Origin of the sequence: Actinomycetospora endophytica (genome assembly GCF_021026375.1) — a bacterium.
Taxonomy (GTDB): Bacteria; Actinomycetota; Actinomycetes; order Mycobacteriales; family Pseudonocardiaceae; genus Actinomycetospora; species Actinomycetospora endophytica.
This window is the reverse complement of record NZ_JAJNDB010000004.1, coordinates 438,309-456,177: the sequence shown is the minus strand read 5'-3', so window position 1 is coordinate 456,177 and position 17,869 is coordinate 438,309. Positions and strand designations below refer to the sequence as shown.

17 protein-coding genes are annotated in these 17,869 nt (G+C 74.9%); 3 read left to right on the top strand and 14 right to left on the bottom strand.

Translation table 11 applies throughout. The annotated features are described in order from the left end of the window. Positions 1-110 precede the first annotated feature (110 nt). Entirely contained in the window at positions 111-2,852 is a 2,742-nt protein-coding gene (locus tag LQ327_RS20340) for a helix-turn-helix transcriptional regulator (RefSeq protein ID WP_230737080.1), read from the top strand. Between the two features lie 15 nt (positions 2,853-2,867). Here the strand turns inward: LQ327_RS20340 and LQ327_RS20335 are convergent, their stop codons facing one another. The 4 genes from LQ327_RS20335 to LQ327_RS20320 form a co-directional block, all read right to left on the bottom strand. Next, on the bottom strand, positions 2,868-3,422 hold the full coding sequence (locus LQ327_RS20335) for a YbhB/YbcL family Raf kinase inhibitor-like protein (protein ID WP_230737077.1): 555 nt from the start codon (positions 3,420-3,422) through the stop codon (positions 2,868-2,870). Positions 3,423-3,436: 14 nt separating this feature from the next. Continuing rightward, a complete protein-coding gene (locus LQ327_RS20330; RefSeq protein ID WP_230737075.1) occupies positions 3,437-5,002 on the bottom strand; it encodes a GMC family oxidoreductase in 1,566 nt (521 codons plus the stop codon). Next, entirely contained in the window at positions 4,999-5,439 is a 441-nt protein-coding gene (locus LQ327_RS20325; protein WP_230737073.1) for a hypothetical protein, read from the bottom strand. Before LQ327_RS20325 ends, LQ327_RS20330 begins: the two co-directional genes overlap by 4 nt. A 93-nt stretch (positions 5,440-5,532) precedes the next feature. Beyond that, a complete protein-coding gene (locus LQ327_RS20320) occupies positions 5,533-7,014 on the bottom strand; it encodes an AAA-type ATPase lid domain-containing protein (protein ID WP_230737071.1) in 1,482 nt (493 codons plus the stop codon). A 130-nt stretch (positions 7,015-7,144) separates the two neighbouring features. On the opposite strand from LQ327_RS20320, the gene LQ327_RS20315 reads away from it, so the two are divergent. Then, positions 7,145-7,591 (top strand): TIGR03618 family F420-dependent PPOX class oxidoreductase, encoded by a 447-nt coding sequence (locus LQ327_RS20315; protein WP_230737069.1) that lies wholly within the window; start codon positions 7,145-7,147, stop codon positions 7,589-7,591. Here LQ327_RS20315 and LQ327_RS20310 read toward each other — a convergent pair. Beyond that, positions 7,567-8,319: a pyrimidine reductase family protein gene (locus tag LQ327_RS20310; RefSeq protein ID WP_230737066.1), complete on the bottom strand. Its 753-nt coding sequence runs from the start codon at positions 8,317-8,319 to the stop codon at positions 7,567-7,569. The two genes, LQ327_RS20315 and LQ327_RS20310, sit on opposite strands and share 25 nt — an antisense overlap. Beyond that, a complete protein-coding gene (folP, locus tag LQ327_RS20305; RefSeq protein WP_230737530.1) occupies positions 8,319-9,176 on the bottom strand; it encodes a dihydropteroate synthase in 858 nt (285 codons plus the stop codon). The genes LQ327_RS20310 and folP overlap by 1 nt, the downstream gene beginning before the upstream one ends. A gap of 262 nt (positions 9,177-9,438) precedes the next feature. On the opposite strand from folP, the gene LQ327_RS20300 reads away from it, so the two are divergent. Beyond that, positions 9,439-9,738, top strand: coding sequence for a BMC domain-containing protein (locus tag LQ327_RS20300; RefSeq protein WP_230737064.1), 300 nt, complete (start codon positions 9,439-9,441; stop codon positions 9,736-9,738). A gap of 70 nt (positions 9,739-9,808) precedes the next feature. Here LQ327_RS20300 and LQ327_RS20295 read toward each other — a convergent pair whose 3' ends face one another. Genes LQ327_RS20295 through LQ327_RS20260 form a run of 8 tightly spaced genes read right to left on the bottom strand, consistent with a single transcriptional unit; the run spans position 9,809 to position 17,824 of the window. Continuing rightward, entirely contained in the window at positions 9,809-11,905 is a 2,097-nt protein-coding gene (locus LQ327_RS20295) for a helix-turn-helix domain-containing protein (RefSeq protein WP_230737062.1), read from the bottom strand. Between the two features lie 25 nt (positions 11,906-11,930). Continuing rightward, a complete protein-coding gene (locus LQ327_RS34880; RefSeq protein ID WP_230737060.1) occupies positions 11,931-12,962 on the bottom strand; it encodes an alcohol dehydrogenase catalytic domain-containing protein in 1,032 nt (343 codons plus the stop codon). A gap of 1 nt (position 12,963) precedes the next feature. Continuing rightward, entirely contained in the window at positions 12,964-14,283 is a 1,320-nt protein-coding gene (locus tag LQ327_RS20285; protein ID WP_230737058.1) for a malate dehydrogenase, read from the bottom strand. Continuing rightward, complete coding sequence (locus tag LQ327_RS20280) at positions 14,280-14,906, bottom strand: hypothetical protein (protein WP_230737055.1); 627 nt, start codon at positions 14,904-14,906, stop codon at positions 14,280-14,282. The genes LQ327_RS20285 and LQ327_RS20280 overlap by 4 nt, the downstream gene beginning before the upstream one ends. Continuing rightward, the gene (gene eutJ, locus LQ327_RS20275) at positions 14,903-15,745 is read right to left on the bottom strand and encodes an ethanolamine utilization protein EutJ (protein WP_230737053.1); all 843 of its coding nucleotides are present in this window, start codon (positions 15,743-15,745) and stop codon (positions 14,903-14,905) included. The genes LQ327_RS20280 and eutJ overlap by 4 nt, the downstream gene beginning before the upstream one ends. 5 nt (positions 15,746-15,750) lie before the next feature. Beyond that, positions 15,751-17,163 carry an aldehyde dehydrogenase family protein gene (locus LQ327_RS20270; protein ID WP_230737050.1) on the bottom strand — a complete coding sequence of 471 codons (1,413 nt, stop codon included), beginning with the start codon at positions 17,161-17,163 and terminating at the stop codon, positions 15,751-15,753. Positions 17,164-17,166: 3 nt separating this feature from the next. Beyond that, positions 17,167-17,508, bottom strand: coding sequence for a BMC domain-containing protein (locus tag LQ327_RS20265; RefSeq protein ID WP_443611918.1), 342 nt, complete (start codon positions 17,506-17,508; stop codon positions 17,167-17,169). Positions 17,509-17,536: 28 nt separating this feature from the next. Next, the gene (locus LQ327_RS20260) at positions 17,537-17,824 is read right to left on the bottom strand and encodes a EutN/CcmL family microcompartment protein (protein WP_230737048.1); all 288 of its coding nucleotides are present in this window, start codon (positions 17,822-17,824) and stop codon (positions 17,537-17,539) included. Between the last annotated feature and the right edge of the window lie 45 nt (positions 17,825-17,869).

Genomic DNA, 17,869 nt, shown 5'->3' with positions numbered 1-17,869 from the left:
GCCGATCACGCTAGGTAGTCCGGACACCGTGTTCTTCGGTCACATGACTGCCGTCGCCGGGTCGCCTACGCTCGTTTCACACCGGTTGGGGGCCTGAGGGGGTACCGCGCGTGACGACCGCACCCATCAGCCCGCCACCCGGACGCACCGCTGAGACCGATCGGCTCAGCGCACTGATCGACCACCTCGACGACGGCGGCGGCGGCGCCCTGCTCGTCCGCGGCGGCACCGGCATCGGGAAGACGAGCCTGCTGGCGTGGGCGGTCGGGCTGGCCGGCGGTTGCGGGGTGCGGGTCCTGACGATGCGGGGGTCCGACGCCGAGCGGGACGTCCCGTACGCGGCGCTGCGCCGGCTCGTCTCGCCGCTCATGGCAGGGCTCGACCAGCTCCCGCCACGCACGATCGGGACGCTGTGCGCGGTGCTGGAGCGCGGCGGCCCCACGGTCCCCGACGTGTTCGCGACCGCCCAGGCCACCCTCGAGCTGCTGACCGTCGCCGAGGACGGGCCGCTGCTGGTGGTCGTCGACGACGCGCACGCCCTCGACGGGCCGACCGCGCAGGTCCTCGGCTTCGTCGCCCGCCGGCTCGACGCCGACCCGGTGGCGCTGCTCCTGGCCGGTCGCAGCCCCGGCGAGCCGTTCGCGCTGGCCGGCCTCCCGACGCTGACCGTCCCGCCGCTGCGCCCCGCCGACGCCGCGGCCCTGCTCGACGCCCACCATCCCGGCCTCCACCCGGCCGCGCGCGAGGCGGTCCTGCACGACGCCGCCGGGAACCCGCTCGCGCTGCGCGAGCTGCCGACGGTGCTCGGCGACGACCGCTGGCCCCCGGACCCCGGCGCCCTCCCCCTCGACGTCCGCCTCGAGCGGGCCTCCGCCCGGCGCCTCGACGGCCTCGACCCCCTCACCCGGGCCGCGCTCCTGGCGGCGGCGAGCGACACCCGGGCGGACACCGGGGAGGTCCTCCTGGCGACCGCGCGGCTGACCGGGGTCGCCGTCGGCGACGACGCCCTGGCCACGGCCGTCGCGGCGGGGGTGATCGACCTCGACGCGGACGGGCACGTCCGGTTCTCCCACCCCCTCGCCGCCTCCGCGCTGCGCTCGCAGGCCGGCCCGACCCGCCGTCGGGAGGTGCATCGGGCGCTCGCCGAGGTCGTCGGCGATCCCCACGTGCGTCTCGCCCACCTGTCCGCCGCGGCGGTCGGGCCCGACGACGACCTCGCCGACCGGCTGGCCGAGCAGGCGCGCCGGTCCCGCGGGCTGGGCGTGCCCGACGCCGCCGTCATGCCGCTCCTGCGCAGCGCCCGCCTGTGCGCCGATCCGGCCCGCCGCGCCGACCGGCTGCTCGAGGCGGCGGAGATCGCCCTCGACGGCGGGCGGCCCGCACTCGCCGGACGCGTGCTCGACGACGTCGCCGAGCCGGCGCCCGACCGGCTCACCGAGATCCGCGGTCTGCGGCTGCGGGCCCGGCTCGACGGGTCCCGCCCCGATCCACGGACCGGGACGGCCGAGCTCATCGGGCTGGCCGACGAGGCCCGGGAGCTCGGCGACGACGCGCTCGCGGTGGCGGTGCTCGCCGTCGCCGCCCAACGCTGCTGGTGGTCCTACCCGGACGAGGCCACCCGGGCCGCGCTGGTCGCGGCGGCCCACCGGCTGCCCCTGGATCCGCTCGACCCCCGGATGCTGGCGATGCTCGCGCAGGCGGCCCCGCTGGAGTGCAACGCCGAGATCCGACGGCGGCTCGGGCGCCGCCCCGGGGCCGCGCCGGATCCCGAGTCCGGGGCACTGCTCGGCCTGGTCGACTACGTCGTCGCCGACTACGCGGCCGCCTCGGCCGTGCTCGCCCAGGCCGACGCCGGGCTCCGGGCGCAGGGCCGGCTCGCCTCGGTGGGAGCGCTCCAGACGCTGCGGGCGTTCACCGAGGTGGACCGGGGCGCCTGGGACACCGCCGCCGAGTCGGCCGCCGAGGCGCTGCGCCTGGTCCGGGAGTCGGGGCGCGAGGACTGGCTGGGCGACGCCCTGATCGCCGCTGCGCTGCTCGCCGACCTGTACGGGGACACCGACCGGGCCGCGTCCCTCGACGCCGAGGCCGAGGAGCTCGTGCGCGACGGGCACGACACGACCCGGGGCATGTTGCGCTGCTCGCGGGGGATCCGCGCGGCGCACCGCGGTCACGCGCAGGAGGCCACCACGCTGCTCGGGCCGCTGTTCGACCTGGACGTGCCCGGGGTCAACCCCCGCAACGCGTTCTGCGGCGCGATCCCGCTCGCCGACGCCGCCGCCCACACCGGCGACCCCGGGACCGCCTGGTGGGCCCTCGCCCGGATCCGCGACCTCGTCGCGCGGGCCGGCCCCGACGCCCCGCCCGGCCTGCTCGCCGCCGCCGACCACGCCGAGGCGGTCCTCGGACCGGAGGACGGGGCCGACGGCCGGTTCGTCACCGCGCTCGGGCGCGCCGATCTGCGGCCCTTCGACCGCGCCCGGCTGGAGCTCGCGCACGCCCGCCGCCTGCTGCGCGACGGCCGCACCGGCCGGGCCCGGTCGGCGCTGCGCCGCGCCCACGCCGGGTTCGAGGCGCTGGGCAACGGGCCGCTCGCGACGGTCGCGGCCGCCGAGCTGGCCCGTCTCGGCGAGCCCGGCGTCGGGCCCCGTCATCCCGCCTGGCAGCGCCTGACGACCCAGGAGGCCCAGATCGCCCGGCTGGTGGCCGACGGGCTCACCAACCGGGAGATCGGGGGCCGGCTGTTCCTGTCCCACCGCACCGTGGGCAGTCACCTCTACCGGATGTTCCCGAAGCTGGGCATCAGCTCCCGCGTCGAGCTCGCGCGGTTCGTGCTCGGGCTCGACGGTGCGTGAGACGGTGCCTGACGCTCAGCGCTCGTAGGTCGCCACGAGCGTCGCCCGGGCCAGGGTGTGCGTGAAGAGCAGGAACCCGAGGAACGCGGGCGAGGCGCCCCGCCCGACGCCGATCATGGGCACGTCGACCGCGTGCACCACGAAGAAGTAGCGGTGCACGCCGTGGCCCTCGGGCGGCGCTGCGCCGAGGTAGCCGTGCATCCCGGCGTCGTTCGGCAGCGCCAGCGCCCCCTGCGGGAGCAGCGAGCCGTCGACGTTGCCGGCGCCCGCGGCCAGCTCCGTCGTCCCCGCCGGGAGGTCGGCGACCGCCCAGTGCCAGAACCCGCTGCCGGTCGGGGCGTCCGGGTCGTGGCAGGTGACGGCGAAGCTGCGGGTGGCGCTGGGATGGTCCCGCCAGCTCAGCTGCGGCGAGCGGTCGTCGCCGCCCGCCCCCATGATGCCGCTGACCTGCGGGCGGCCGAGCGGCACGCCGTCGCCGACATCGCGGCTGGTGAGGGTGAACGAGGCGACCTCGGGGAGGAAGCCGTAGGGATCGGGGGGCGCCACGGGCGGCGCGGTGGAGGCGGTCATCGGGGTCTCCGTGATCAGAGGGTCTTGGTGAGCTCGGTGGCGATGTACTCGGCCTGTCGCGTCGCCAGCGCCACGATCGTCAGCGTCGGGTTCGCCGCCGCGCCGGTCGTGAAGACGCTGCCGTCGGAGATGAACAGGTTCGGGACGTCGTGGGCGCGCCCGAAGCGGTCGACGACGCCGTCGCGCGGCCGCTGGCTCATCCGGCAGGTGCCGAGGTTGTGCGTCGACGGGTACGGCGGGGTCTCGATCGTGCGCCGGGACCCGACCGCCTGGTACACCGCCGCGCCCTGACGCTGGCCGTGGCGGCGCATCGCGACGTCGTTGGCGTGGTCGTCGAAGTGGACGTCGGCGACCGGGAGCTGGTGGGCGTCGGTGACGTCGCTGTTCAGCGTGATCCGGTTGTCGGCCTGCGGCATGTCCTCGCCGACGATCCACATCCCGGCGGTGTTGCGGTAGCCGTCGAGCAGTTCGGTGAGCTGCGAGCCCCACTTCCCCGGCGCGACGAACTTCGCCAGGAAAGCCGGGCCCAGCGCGATCGTCTCCATGTAGTAGCCGCCGACGAAGCCGCGGTCGGTGTCGAGGCGGGACTCGTCGGCGATCACCCCGGCCATCGTCTCGCCGCGGTACATGTGCACCGGCCGGTCGAACTGGCCCCAGACCGTGCCGGTGGTGTGACGCATGTAGTTCCGCCCCACCTGCCCGGACGAGTTGGCCAGACCGTCCGGGTGCTGCGCGGACCCGGAGAGCAGCAGCAGGCGCGGCGTCTCGATGGAATTGCCCGCGACGCACACCACCGCGGCCCGTTGCCGGCGCAGGGTTCCGTTGCGGTCGACGTAGAGCACCCCGGTCGCGCGGCCGGTCGCGTCGTGCAGGATCTGCGCGGCGTGGCTGTCGGGCCGCAGGTCGAGGTTGCCGGTCCGCTCGGCCTTGGGCAGTTCGGCGACCAGCGTCGACCACTTCGAGCCGTGCTTGTCGCCCTGGAAGTTGAACCCGTCCTGGACGGTCGCGGGCCTGCCGTCGTACGGCTCGGCGTTCGTGGCGTACGGGCCGGTCGAGTAGTAGCGGTAGCCGACCTTCTCGGCCCCGTTCGCGAAGACCTTGTAGTTGTTGTTCGCCGGCAGCGGCGGGCGGCCGTGGCGATGGGTGACCCCCATCTTGATCTCGGCCTTGTCGTAGTACGGCTCGAGCTCGGAGAGGGCGATCGGCCAGTCGAGCAGGTTCGCGCCGTCGATGTCGCCGTAGGTGCTGCGGGCCGCGAGCTCGTGGGCCTTGAACCGGGGGCACGCGCCGGCCCAGTGGGTCGTGGTGCCGCCGACCGCCTTGACGATCCAGGCGGGCAGCTCGGGGAAGTCCGTCGCGACCTGCCAGCTCCCGGAGGTCGTGCGCGGGTCGGTCCAGGCCATCTGCCCGAACGCCTCCCACTCGTCCTGGACGTAGTCCTCGCCGGTCAGGTGCGGGCCGGCCTCGAGCACCACGGTCTTGAATCCGCGCTGGCAGAGCTCGTTGGCGACGGTGCCGCCGCCGGCCCCGGAACCGACGACGACCACCACGTCGCCGTCGTCGTAGTCGAAGCGGGTCATGCCGAGGCCTCCTCGTCGTGGGTGATGCGGGGCTCGGGCAGCCAGTCCAGGTCGTTGAACCCGCGGTCGACGTAGCCGCCCTTGTCGTAGGACGGCCCCTCGTAGCCGAGCAGCTCCCACACCTCGGGGTCGCTGTAGAGCGTCACCACCGCGCTGTCGACGACGGCGGTCAGGAACGGGGTCCCGTCGGCGCCCCGCAGCACCGCCGCGGCGGTGTCGGTGTCGAGCTCGGTGAACGGGACGTCGCGCTGGGCGTCGAGCTCGCCGAGTCCCTGGATCAACTGCGCCAGGAATCGCGGGTCCTGACCGGCCTGGTCGAGAACGACGTCGGCGGCGCGTTCATAGGGACCACGCGGGAAACTGGAATGCGGAAATGCCGTGCAGACCACCTCGACCAGGGTCTGGCGATCCCGCGCCGATATCAGGGCACTGGCCATCGGGACATTCTCCTTTCGGCCCGGTTCCGGGCACACGTCACCTGCGTCCGCATTCCCTGCCGGAAATGCGGATTCGATATCGAGAGGAACGGGTCAGTCGGCGCCGGCCGGCAGCCGGATCCCGTACCGCGCAATTCTCCGGTAGATGGTCGACCGGCTCATCCCGAGCTCGGCGGCGGCGTCCGCGGCGGTGGCGCCGGGTTCGGACAGGCAGCGGACGATCTCGTCGCGCTCCAGGCTCTCCATCCGCGTCAGCTTGTGCAGGCTGCCGGTGAAGACCTCGGGCGGGAGATCCCGTTCGGCGACGACGTCGGCGCGGGTCGTCGCGTGCCGGACCACGTCGCGCAGCTGGGTCACGTTGCCCGGCCAGTGGTAGGTCACCAGCGTGTGCTCCGCGGCGGCGGTGAAGCGCACCTCGCGGCCGCGGACCTCGCGGGCGAACCGGCGCGCCAGCGGCATGACGTCGTCGGAGCGGTGGCGCAGCGGCGGGAGCTCGACGACGCGACCGACGAGTCCGGTCATCGCCGGCGGCACCGCCTCGAGCCCGCGCGCGGTCAGTGAGACCGACGAGCCGGGGCTGCCCTGCGCGCTCCACTGGTCCACCAGCTCACCCGCGGCGTAGGCCGGCAGCGCGTCGACCCGGCCGATGATCACGCTGGTGTCCGCCTTGCCGAGCTCCGGGGACCACAGCGAGAGCCAGGACCCGACGTCCTGGGGCTCCGGCGCCCGCGCGTCGAGCACCCGCCGGCCGGGATGGGTGTCGGCGTACACCCCGGAGAGCAGGGCGCTCTTCCCCGTACCGGCCTCCCCGATGACCGCCACGCCCTGCCCCTCGGCCACCGCCGCCCGCGCCGCCTCGAACGCCGAGCGCCACTCGGGGCCGAGGGTCGAGACACCGTGCGCCCCGTCCCCGCGCAGCGCCGTCTGCACCCGGAACACCCGGCCCCGGTTCGCCGGGCGCGGCGTCCGACCCTGCGAGCGCGCGAGCATCAGCGCCTCGGTGCCGCGCGCCGCGGTCTGGGCCAGGGCGAGGAGCAGGTTGTAGGACTGCTGCGACCAGGTCGTGAGGTTGACGCTACCGACCAGCTCGCCGGTGATCGGGTCCTCGACCGGCACGGCCGCGCAGGTGTAGCCCCAGAGGCGGGTGCAGTAGTGCTCCTCGGCGCGGACCAGGGTCGGGACCCGGTCGGCCAGTGCCAGCCCCAGGCCCGTCGTGCCGGTCTCGCGTTCCGAGTAGTCGAAACCGGGCGCGAGGTAGACCGAGTCGAGGGCGTCGAGCAGGAACCGGTCCCCGCACACCCGGTTCAGCACCAGCCCGTCGACGTCGGTCAGCATCAGGCTCACCGGCTCGTCCGCGAGAGTCTGGTGGAGGTCGCGCAGGACCTGCTGGCCGGACTCGTAGAACAGCGACTCGTCGTCCACCCCGCCCGCGTACGCCGGGCTGACGGCGTCGAGGGAGACCCCGTACCCGGCGCTGCGGTGCCAGGACGCGAGGAGGCGCCGCGGCAGGTGGTCGGGGCGGACCTCGCGCGAGCGGGCCAGCTCCTCACGCGGCGTCAGCTGCGCCTCGCCCATGTCGGCCCCTCCTCCACGCGACGTCGCGTCCGGATTCCTCGACTGTGACAGATACGACATCGGTCGGGAGTGGGCGCGAGTGTCAACCTGAGACGCGGCCGGCGGGGGCCGGGGCGCGCAGACTGGTGTCATGCAGCTGTCCGACCTGACCGCGCTCAGCGCGCCGGAGCAGGGCCTCGTCGTCGTCGCCACCTCCCGCGCCGACGGGTCGATCCAGTCCTCGCTCGTCAACGGGGGCCCGATCCGCCACCCCGTGACCGGGGAGGAGGTGTTCGCCTACGTCACCTACGGCCGCGCGAAGCTGGCGAACCTGCGCCGCCGGCCCTGGACGACGATCACCGCCCGCTCCGGCTGGCGCTGGGCCACCCTCGAGGGGACGGTCGAGATCGCCGGGCCCGACGATCCACTGCCCGGCGTCGACCCCGCGTCGATCCCGCAGCTGCTCCGGGACATCTTCGTCGCGGCCGGCGGATCGCACGACAACTGGGACGAGTACGACGCCGTCATGGCGCGGGAGCGTCGCGCGGCCGTCTTCGTGACCCCGACCCGGCTCTACGCGAACCGTTCGCGCACGTAGCGCACGAGCAGGGTGCCGTCGTCGACCAGCAGCGAGGCGACGGCGAACCCGCGCGGCTCGTCGAGCGGATCGGCGCTGGACGCCACGCGCCCGGCCCGGCCCGCGACGGCCATCGGCGCGACGGACAGCCGCACCTCGTCGACGAGGTCGTCGGCCAGCAGGGTCCCGACGAGGCCGGGTCCGCCCTCGCAGTCGATCCGGCGGTACCCGTCGTCGGCGAGCCGGGCGACCGCGCGCGGCAGGTCGACGGACTCCTCACCGGCGATCAGCACCCGCGCGCCCGCCTCCTGCCAGGCCTTCTGCTGTTCCGCGGGGGCGGCGGCGCTGGTGATGACGATCGTCGGGACGAGGGCGTCGACGATGCTCGTCGCGTCCGCGGGGAACGTCCCGGAGGTCACGACGGCGAGCGGGGCCACCTCACCGAGCCCGTGGCGGCGGCGCCGGTCGGCGGTCCGCTCGTCCGGACGCAGCCCGGGGTAGTCCTCGGCGAGCGCGGTCCCCGAGCCCAGCAGGACGACATCGGCGAGGTCGTGGGCGAGCGCGAAGACCCGACGGTCGGCCGGGGTCGAGAGCCCGCGGCTGCGGCCCTCGATCTCGATCCCGCCGTCGAGCGAGCTGACGAAGTTGACCGCCACCCACCTGCCGTCGTCCTCGGCCGGGTAGCGGTAGAGCTCCTCGAGCGCGTCCTCGTCGATCGGCCGGGCCGGGAGCGGCCAGACCTGGTCCATCAGTCCATCCACCGTCGCGCGGCCGCGGGCGGGCGATGCCCGGCGACGCTCGCGACCATCTCCACCGTCTGACGGGTCTCCTCGACCTGGTGCGCCCGGACCATCGCGACGCCCTGCGAGACCGCCAGCGCCGTCGCGGCGAGCGTCCCGGTCAGCCGGCCGTCGAGCGGGACGTCGAGGGTCTCGCCCACCACGCCCTTGTTCGACATCGCCAGCAGCACCGGCCACCCCGTCGCGACGAGGCGCGGCAGGTTCCGCAGCACCTCGAGGCTGTGCAGGGTGTTCTTCCCGAAGTCGATCGTCGGGTCCAGCAGGATGCCCTCGGCCGGGACGCCGGCGGCCACCGCCCGGTCGGCGAGCGCCGTGGTGTCCGCGATGACGTCGGCCATCACGTCCGTGTAGCGGGGACGGACCGGGTCGGTCCGCGGGGTGAGCCCACCGGTGTGGGCGGCCACGTACCCGGCGCCGTAGCGCGCCGTGACGGGGAGGATCTCCTCGTCCCAGCCGGCCCAGCTGTCGTTGACCAGATCGGCGCCGACGGCGAGGAGCGCCTCGGCGGCCTCCGCCCGGTAGGTGTCGATCGAGAGCGTGAGGTCGGGGAACCGCTCCCGGGCCCACACCACGGTCGGTCGGACGCGATCGATCTCCTCGGCGACCGTCACGACCGGTCCCGGGCTCGCGGGGACTCCCCCGAGGTCCACGACGTCCGCGCCCGCCGCCACGGCGTGCTCGATCGCGGCGTGCGCCGCCCCGAGCTCCCACGTGGCGCCGTTGTCGTAGAACGAGTCCGGGGTCCGGTTGACGATCGCCATGATCAGGGCGCGGTCGCGCCGCAGCTCCCGACCGTGGACGACCATCCCGGTCCCCCGCTCGACCGAGACGCTCACCGGGGCACCGTCGCACGGCCGCTGTCGATCAGGCTCGCCATTCCGCCTTGATACACGCCATGTTGTTGCCGCGACAACGATGCTCCGGGCCCCATCCGGTGATCCGCGTCCGGACCGCCGGGGTGACCGCCGGGACAACGGAGGCGGGCCCGGATTGTCCGTGCGGGTCGTGGTCACCGCGCGGGGTCTCCTGACACGCTCGGCGAGGACGACACGCCGCAGGGAGGCCCCGATGACCCAGCCGGGACGGAGCGCGCTCGGGATGGTCGAGACCCGGGGGCTGGTCGGCGCGATCGAGGCGGCCGACGCGATGGTCAAGTCCGCGGCGGTCGAGGTCGAGGGCTACCGGACGCTGCGCAACGGCCAGGTGTCGGTGCTCGTCCGCGGCGATGTGGGCGCGGTGACGGCCGCCGTCGACGCCGGCAAGGTGGCCGCGGCCGCCGTCGGGGAGCTCTACGCCTCGCACGTCATCCCGCGGCCGCACGCCGACACCGAGGGCATCGTCGACGCCGCGGTCTCGCACATCCGGTAGGTGGCCTTCGGCCTTGTGAGCAGCAATTGATGCCCAGGCGTCAATTACTGCTCACCAGCGCGCAGCGCACCTACTCCCCGTTGAGCTGCAGCAGCCGCAGCGCCACGTCCGCCCGCATCCGGTCGTCGTGGCGGGACAGGTCCAGCCCGGTGAGCTGCTTGATGCGCTCGAGCCGGTAGCGCAGCGTCTTGTGGTGCACGAAGAGCTTCTCGGCCGCCGCGCGCTGCGAGCAGTCGGCGTCGAAGAACGCGCGCAGGGTCCGGACGAGCGAGCCGTCGTTGTCGCGGTCGTAGGCCACCAGCGGGCCGGTGACGTCCTCGATGAAGGTCTGCAGGTCCGGGTCGGAGCCGGACCCGAGCAACAGCCGCACGACGCCGAGCTCCTCGTAGAGGAAGACGTTGTCGCCGCCGAGCCGGTGCGACGCGGACAGCGCCGTCTTGGCCTCGTTGAACGCGTTCGGCAGGGCCTCGGCGTCGTCGTGCGGGCGGCTGACTCCCCACGACGACCGCAGCCCCGGCGCCTCCGCGCGACACGACGCCACGATGTCGTGGACGAGCGACCGCGCGCCGGCCGCGTCGAGCGACTCGGCGACGGCGACGACGAGGTCGCCCCGGCGCCCGACGAGGGCGAGACGCGGCCCGTCCTCCCGGTCCCGCAACGCCCGGACGACGTCGCGGCGCAGGCGGTCGGTGCGCGAGGTGTCCCACCCGTGCGCCGACGCCAGCTCCTCGACGTTCTCGAGGTGCCCGTGCAGCACCCGGAGCCGGGACCCGAGCGTGACCCCCATCTGCTGCGCCCGCGCCCGCGCCGCGACCCGGTGCTCGGGCGGCCCCTGGAGGAGGTCCCAGAGCACCTCGTTCAGCGCCTCGCGACGCGCCCGGCTCGCCACGCGCTCGCGCAGCAGCGTCAGCGAGCACGCCATCGCGACCTGCGCGGCCACCGCGTCGAGCATCTCCTCGCCCGAGCTCTCGCCGCCGCTGCCGGGCAGCAGGCAGACGCAGCCGATCTCGTCGCCGTCGGCGTACACCGGCTGCAGCCGGGCGGCCGTCGGCAGTCCGGTCACCCGGCGCAGCGAGCGCCCGGATCGCGACCGCGTGGACAGGGTGTCCGGCAGGCCGTCGCCGCCGTGCACGGCGAGCCGGGTCCCGGCGGCGTCGTAGATGCCCACCCGGCACTGCAGGTGCGCGGCCACCTGGCGCGCCACCGCGGGGAGCCCGCCCCCTTCCAGCACCGTCGTGAGCAGGGCCTGCTGCAGCTCGGCGGTCCGCCCGAGGACGCCGACCTGGTGCTTGAGCGCGGCGTGGGCCTTCTCCAGACCCGCGTTGGCGCGGACCTGTTCGTCGTGCAGCCGGGCGCTGCGCAGCGCGATCGTCGCGAAGTTCGCGAGCGTGACCATGCGGCGCACGTCCTGCTCGGAGAACACCGAGGGGCGCCGGCGCCAGACCTCGAGGACCCCGAGGAACTCGCCGGGCAGCTCGAGCGGCACGGCGAGGGCCGACTCGGTCTGCTCGCGCTCGGCGAGCCCGACGAAGTCCCGGCTGATCGTGCGGTCCTCGACGTAGCGGTCGACCTTCGCGGGCTTCCCGGTCTCGAACACCAGCCCGGCCACGCCCTGCCCGCGGCGCATCCGCAGGCGCGCGGTGTCGATGACGCGGTGCCCGACGCAGGAGCGCATCCGGACCTCCTCGCCCTCGCGCAGCAGCACCCCGCAGATGTCGGCGTCGAGCAGGCCGAGCGTGCGGTCGGCGATGGACAGCAGCAGCTGGTCGACGTCGTGCACCGAGAGCAGCGCCTCGACGACGTCGGTGACGATCGTCGTCTCCTCGGCGGCGTCGTCGATCGCGGTGGCGGCGCGGTCGCGCTCGAGCACCAGCCGCAGCCAGACGCACGCCTGCTCGAGGAGCAGCCGCCGCTCCGCCGGGACCCGCGGGCACTCGAGCGTCCACGTCAGCCCGACCGGCCCGGAGCGCACGCACCGCGGCCCGTCGGCCAGCCCGTCGGTCCGCACCGACACCGGCCCGCCGACGATCTCCGAGGCGGCCCGCTCGACGGCGGTGGCGGCACCCGACGGGTCGTCCGGGACCGTCGTCAGCAGATCCTGCACGGGACACCCCACCCGCGGGGCAGGCACCAGCGCCGGTGCCGCGTCGACGCCGACCGGCTCCATGGGCCCACCTCCACCTACCGATCCCCTAGAGCCGGATCAGCGTCTTGAGCGTAAGGCGTTCGGTCATGCGTCGATACGCCTCCGCGGCCTCCTCGATCCCGATCTCGTCGGTCGCGATCGCGCTCGGATCGAGCGTCCCGGCCCGGACGAGTGCCAGCAGCGCGCCCGCGTCACGCATGACGTCCCCGACCGCGAACGAGAACCCCAGCTCCTCGGTGAACACCCGCGCGGCGGGCAGCTCGACCGTCTCCTCCGGCACCCCGACCGAGGCGACCCGGCCCCGTCGTCGCACCAGATCCAGCGCCAGCGCGAGCCCCCGGCTGCCCCCGACCGCGTCGACGACGACGTCCGCACCGCGTCCGTCGGTCACGCCGTCGACGACGGATCGAGCCTCCTCGGGGGCAGCGGTGAGCGCGCCCTCCCGGGCCGCCACCTCCCGGCGGCCGGCGACCGGCTCCACCACGACGACCACTCCGGCGCCGCACGCCTGCGCGACGAGGCTGGTGACCTGCCCGACCGGTCCACCGCCGAGCACGGCGACGGTCTCCCCCGGGGCCAGCGTCGCGCGCCGGAGCGCCGCGTAGCCGGTCGCGACGGTGTCCCCGAGCAGCACCGCGCTGTCGAGCCCGATCCCCGCCGGCAGCCCGACCAGCACGGTGTCGGCGTGCGGCACGCGGACCAGCTCCGCCTGCGCGCCGGCCAGCGGTTCCCCGAACAGCGACCCGGTGCCGAAGAACCGACGCTCGGCGCACTGCCAGTGATCGCCCTGCCGGCACCACCAGCAGTGCCCGCAGGCGGTGTAGTCGGCGCCGATCACGACGTCGCCGAGCTGGTGCGCCCGCACCTGGTCACCGCGCTCGACCACCTCGCCGACGAACTCGTGGCCGAGCACGAACCCGCGGGGCACGGCGTCGGAATGGGCGAGGACGTGCAGGTCGGTGCCGCAGACCGCCGCGCGGCGCACCCGCACGATCGCGTCGGTGGCCGCGCAGAGGCGGGGATCGGCGACGTCCTCCACCCGGACGCGTCCGTTCCCGGCGTGCACGACGGCCCGCACGTCAGGACGCCCGCGCCATCGAGCCGAGCCGCTCCCGGATCCGCTCCCCCGCCTCGCGCAGCGCGGCGAGCTCCTCGGGCGCCAGGTCGAGGCGGACGATCTCGCGCAGACCGTGCTTCGCGAGCCGGACCGGCAGGCCCAGGTAGACGTCCCGGATGCCGTAGCTGCCGTCGGCGAGCACCGCCGCGGACATCACCTCGCCGGTCTCGCGGGCCATCGCCAGCACCATCCGCGCCGCGGACATGCCCGGCGCCAGGAACGCGCTGCCGCTGCGCAGCAGCCCCACGACCTCCGCGCCCGACCCGCGGGCCCGGTCGACGACGGCGTTCACCCGCGCCGGCGGCACCACCTCGGCGACGGGCCGGCCCCCGACGCGCACACGCGAGAGCGGGATGACCATCTCCTCGCCGTGGCTGCCGAGGGCGATCGCGTCGACGGCACCGGCCCGGCCGGTGGATTCCAGCGCGATCAGTGCCCGGAAGCGCACGGTGTCGAGCACCCCGGCCATGCCGATCACCCGGTCCGACGGGAAACCCGCGGAGACCCACGCGTGCTGGGTCATCTCGTCGAGCGGGTTGGTGACGACGACGAGGACCGCCTGCGGCGAGGTCGCGGCCACGCGCCGGGCCACGTCGCCGACGATCGCGGCGTTCGTGCCGACCAGGTCGGCGCGGCTCATCCCGGGCGTGCGCGGCCGGCCCGCGGTGATCACGACGTAGTCCGCGGCGCCCGCCTCCTCGACGGTGCCGACCCCGCGGATCCGGGTGGCGAAGTCCGACAGCGCGGCGGTGTGGGTCAGGTCGAGCGCGATCCCGGCGGCGCGGCCCTCGTCGATGTCGACCAGCACGACCTCGTCGAACGCGTCGGCGTCGGCCAGCCGCATCGCCGCGATCATCCCGACCTGCCCGGCGCCGACGACCACCACGCGGCCGGTCGGGCCGTCGTCGTGCCGGGTCAGGTCCGCGGGCAACGGAGCGCCGCGCCGGAAGAGCGCCCCCGACGGCGGGTGCATGCTGCGGACGGGCCCGCCGGTGCCGCTGGGGAGCGGCGGCACCGGGCTCGTCGGCGACGGGGGCGGTGCCCCGTGCCCGTTCCGCCGCGCACCCGCCGTCGTCGCGGAGGTCCGGGTCGGGGTGGGTCGGTCGGTGGTCCCCGACGACGGCGGGTGGGGCCGGTCGGCCGCGTCGGCCTCGCCGATCGTCACGCCGAGCTCGGCGGCGCGCTCCCGGGCGAGCGGGGTGACGACGTCGCCGGGGCCCACGCGCAGCGTCGCGCCCCGCTGCGCCGCCGCCTCGACGTCCTCCGTGCCCCAGACGCTCATCGCGCCTCCTGCCCCTTGAGCTCCTCGAGAGCGGCGACGGCCGCGTCCCGCGCGGAGGCGACCTCGCTCTCGGTGCCGGACAGGAACATCCGGCCGAACCGGCCGACGGCGCGCAGCTCGATGACGGTGATCGACGCGGCCTTCTCGGCCTCGTTCGCGGCGATCGAGATGTACGCGGCCGGCGCGACCTCCATGACGAACAGGCTCTGGCCCGGCAGCAGCATGCTGCCCTTGCGCCACTTGTTGAGCAGCTGCGCCTGGTACGGGTGGACGTTGGTGATGAACTGCGTCGACGCGATCGTCGGGCGGATCCGGTCGGTCTCGAGCAGGCCCAGCTCGTCGAGCACGGCCTGCCCGGAGGCGAGGACCTCGGCCTGCTGCTCGGAGTGGATCTCGAGGAGCCCGTACTCGCGCTCGATGATCTGCAGCGCGGGACGGACCCCGGCGGCCTTGAGCGCGATGTCGGCCGCGCGGAACACCTCGTTGCCGGGGGCCATCTCGATGTAGAGCTCGGCCATCCCGGCCAGCGGGACGTCGCCCGGGCTGGTCGCGGCGATGTGGGCGGCGCACTGCGGCTGCATCCGGTCGATGAAGGCGTAGGTGCGGAGGCTGGGGGTGCTCACTGTGTCGTCCCTTCTTCGGGGCACGACCTCGCGATCCCGACCGGGGTGACGAGCAGGGCGTGCGGATGGGTCACGACGGTCCTCTGCAGGTAGGACGCCAGCACGTCGCCGGCGCGCGGGATCATCAGGGCGCCACCCGCCAGGTGCAGCGGGAGCTCGTCGTCGGTGCCGGCGGTCATGGCGCGGACCGACTCCGCGATGCGGTGCAGGCCGGGCACGAGGATGGGCAGCGCGTCGGCGGGCCGTTCGCGCTTGGTCCGCTCCGCCTCTTCGACGGTGATCCCCAGCGCGCCGGCCAGCACCAGGTCGAGGTGGTGCCCGCCGCCGGGGCGGTCGTCGAGGCGCACCAGCTCGCCGCCGCGGAACACCCCGATCCCGGTGGACCCGCCCCCGACGTCGACGACGACGCCGTCGGAGATCTCGAGCGTCCGCTGCGCCGCGCTGACCTCGTCGACGAGGGCGACCTCGTCGAACCCGGCGGCCTCGCAGACATAGGTGCAGGCCCGGGCGTCGGCGACCGGGATGCACGGCGGGTACGCCGTGGCCGCCCGGGTCAGCGGCACCCCCAGCGCGTCCTCGGCGCGGGACCGCAGTGACCGCACGGTCGCGACGGCGCGGGCGAAGTCGACGACGACGCCGTCGTGCAGGGCCCCGGAGCCCGCCGACTCGACCCACACCGGGCGGTCGTCATCCAGCACGACCAGCACGCAGCTCGCGGTTCCGAGATCGACGCCCACCCGGGGGCGGGACGGCGGCGTCAGGATCGGGTCGTCGCGGCGGGAGGCGGCCTCGGCGAGCAGCGCGTGGGCCGCGGCCCACCCGTCGTCGGGGGCCGCCACGGGCGCTAGACCTCGACGCTGTCGTAGACGCTGCGCCATGGCCGGACCTCGTGGGCGACTCGTTTGATGTTGATCAGGTGCAGGGGCGTGACGTTGTCCGAGCAGATCGAGCCGCTCCAGGTGCCGGTGCCCAGCTGGAAGGACGGGTCGACCTCGGTCGAGTAGCCCATCCCGCCGAACAGCGCGGGCGTGTTCACGACGATGCGTCCGGCCGGCAGCGCCGCGAACGGCGCCAGTTCGTCGGGGTCGGCCGCGTGGACGGCGACCGTGTGGCCCTCGCCGCCGAGCGCCAGGATCTCCCGGCAGCGGGCGAGGCCGGCCTTCGGGTCGCGGGCCCGGTAGACCGACAGGACCGGGCCGAGGATCTCCCGGGACAGCGGGACGCCGGGGCTGACGGTGTCGAGCTCGGCGGCGAGGACCCGGGTGGCGTCGGGGACGGTGAACCCGGCCAGCTCGGCCAGCCGCCGGGCGCTCTGCCCGACCGACGCCGGCCGCAGCGCGCCGCGCTCGTCGAAGAGCACCGTAGTGAGGGCCTGCTGCTGGGCCGCGTCCATCCAGTGCGCGCCACGCTCGGCGAACGCGCGCAGGAAATCGTCCGCGACGGCGTCGGCGACGACCACCGACTGCTCGGCGACACAGGCCGTTCCGTTGTCGAAGGCCTTCGACGTGATGATCATTTCGGCGGCCTCGGCCGGGTCCGCCACGCTGGCGCCGACGTAGGCCGGGACGTTGCCGGCGCCGACGGCGATGGTCGGCTTGCCGCTGGAGTAGGCCGCGCGGACCATGCCGGGTCCGCCGGTGGCGAGGACCAGCGCGATCTCCTCGCGGCTCATCAGCTCGGCGGTGGCCGCGAGGGTCGGCGAGTCCAGGCAGGAGATCAGGCCCTCCGGCGCGCCCGCCGCGGCCGCGGCCTCGGCCATGACCTCCGCGGCCCGCGCCGTGCAGCGGGCCGCCCGCGGGTGCGGCGCGTGGACCACCGCGTTGCCGGACTTCACCGCGGCGAGGCTCTTGAACAGCGCCGTCGAGGTCGGGTTGGTGACCGGGATGATCCCGGCGATCACCCCCATCGGGCTGCCGATCGCGGTGACCCGGGCGGCCTCGTCGGTCCAGAGCACCCCGACCGCCCGGCGCTCGAGCATCCAGCGCGCGACGAACCCGGTGTTGTAGCGGTTCTTGTAGATCTTGTGCTCGTAGACGCCGTAGCCGGTCTCGTCGACGGCGAGGCGCGCGAGCTCCTCCGCGGCCTTCGTCCCGGCGCGCGCCATCGCCCGCACGTAGCCGTCCAGGGTCTCCTGGTCGGCCCCCTCGAGGGCGCGGACGGCCTCCCGCGCCGCACGGGCCTTGCGCCGGACGTCGGCGAGGCCCGCGAGATCGTCGTCCCACGTCCCCGGCGACCCCCGGTCCAGGGTCGTGGTCATCGGTTACGCCTTCGGGCGGGCGAGGATCGCGAGGATGCCCTCGGTCTCGTCGTGCGGGCGCGGGATGACGTGGACGGAGACCACCTCGCCGGCCTTGCCCGCCGCGACCGCGCCGGCGTCCGTCGCGGCCTTCACCGCGCCGACGTCGCCGCGGACCATGACGGTCACCAGGCCGCCGCCGATCTCGCGGTGCCCGAGGACCTGCACGTTCGCGGCCTTGACCATCGCGTCGGCCGCCTCGATGGCCCCGACCAGGCCCCTCGTCTCGATGAGGCCCAGCGCTCCCCGCATCGGGACCGCGCCGTTGGTCGACGCGCCGGTCGTCGCCGTCGCCGTGGTTGTCATGAGAGTCCTCCCGTGGTCGCGCCCGGCCTCACGCCGTGCGGTAGGTGACGGTTCCGTGGCGGATGACCGAGTCGGCGATGGCGACGACGGCCCGGTCGGTCGGCGTGGCGGCGCCGGCAGCCACGCGCGCCGCGCTCCCGGTCGTCATCAGCACGACGTCGCCGTCGCCCGCCCCGACGAGGTCGACCGCGACGCAGGTCGCCCCGTCTCCGTCGTCGTCGTCGGTGGTGTCCTGGACGAGCAGCAGCGAGACGTTGTCGAAGCCGGGCGAGCGGACGGTCGCCACCACCTGGCCCAGCACCCGACCGAGCTGCATCGCTGCCTCCTGTGATCCAGGTCTCGCCGTCGCAGCGGACGGTAG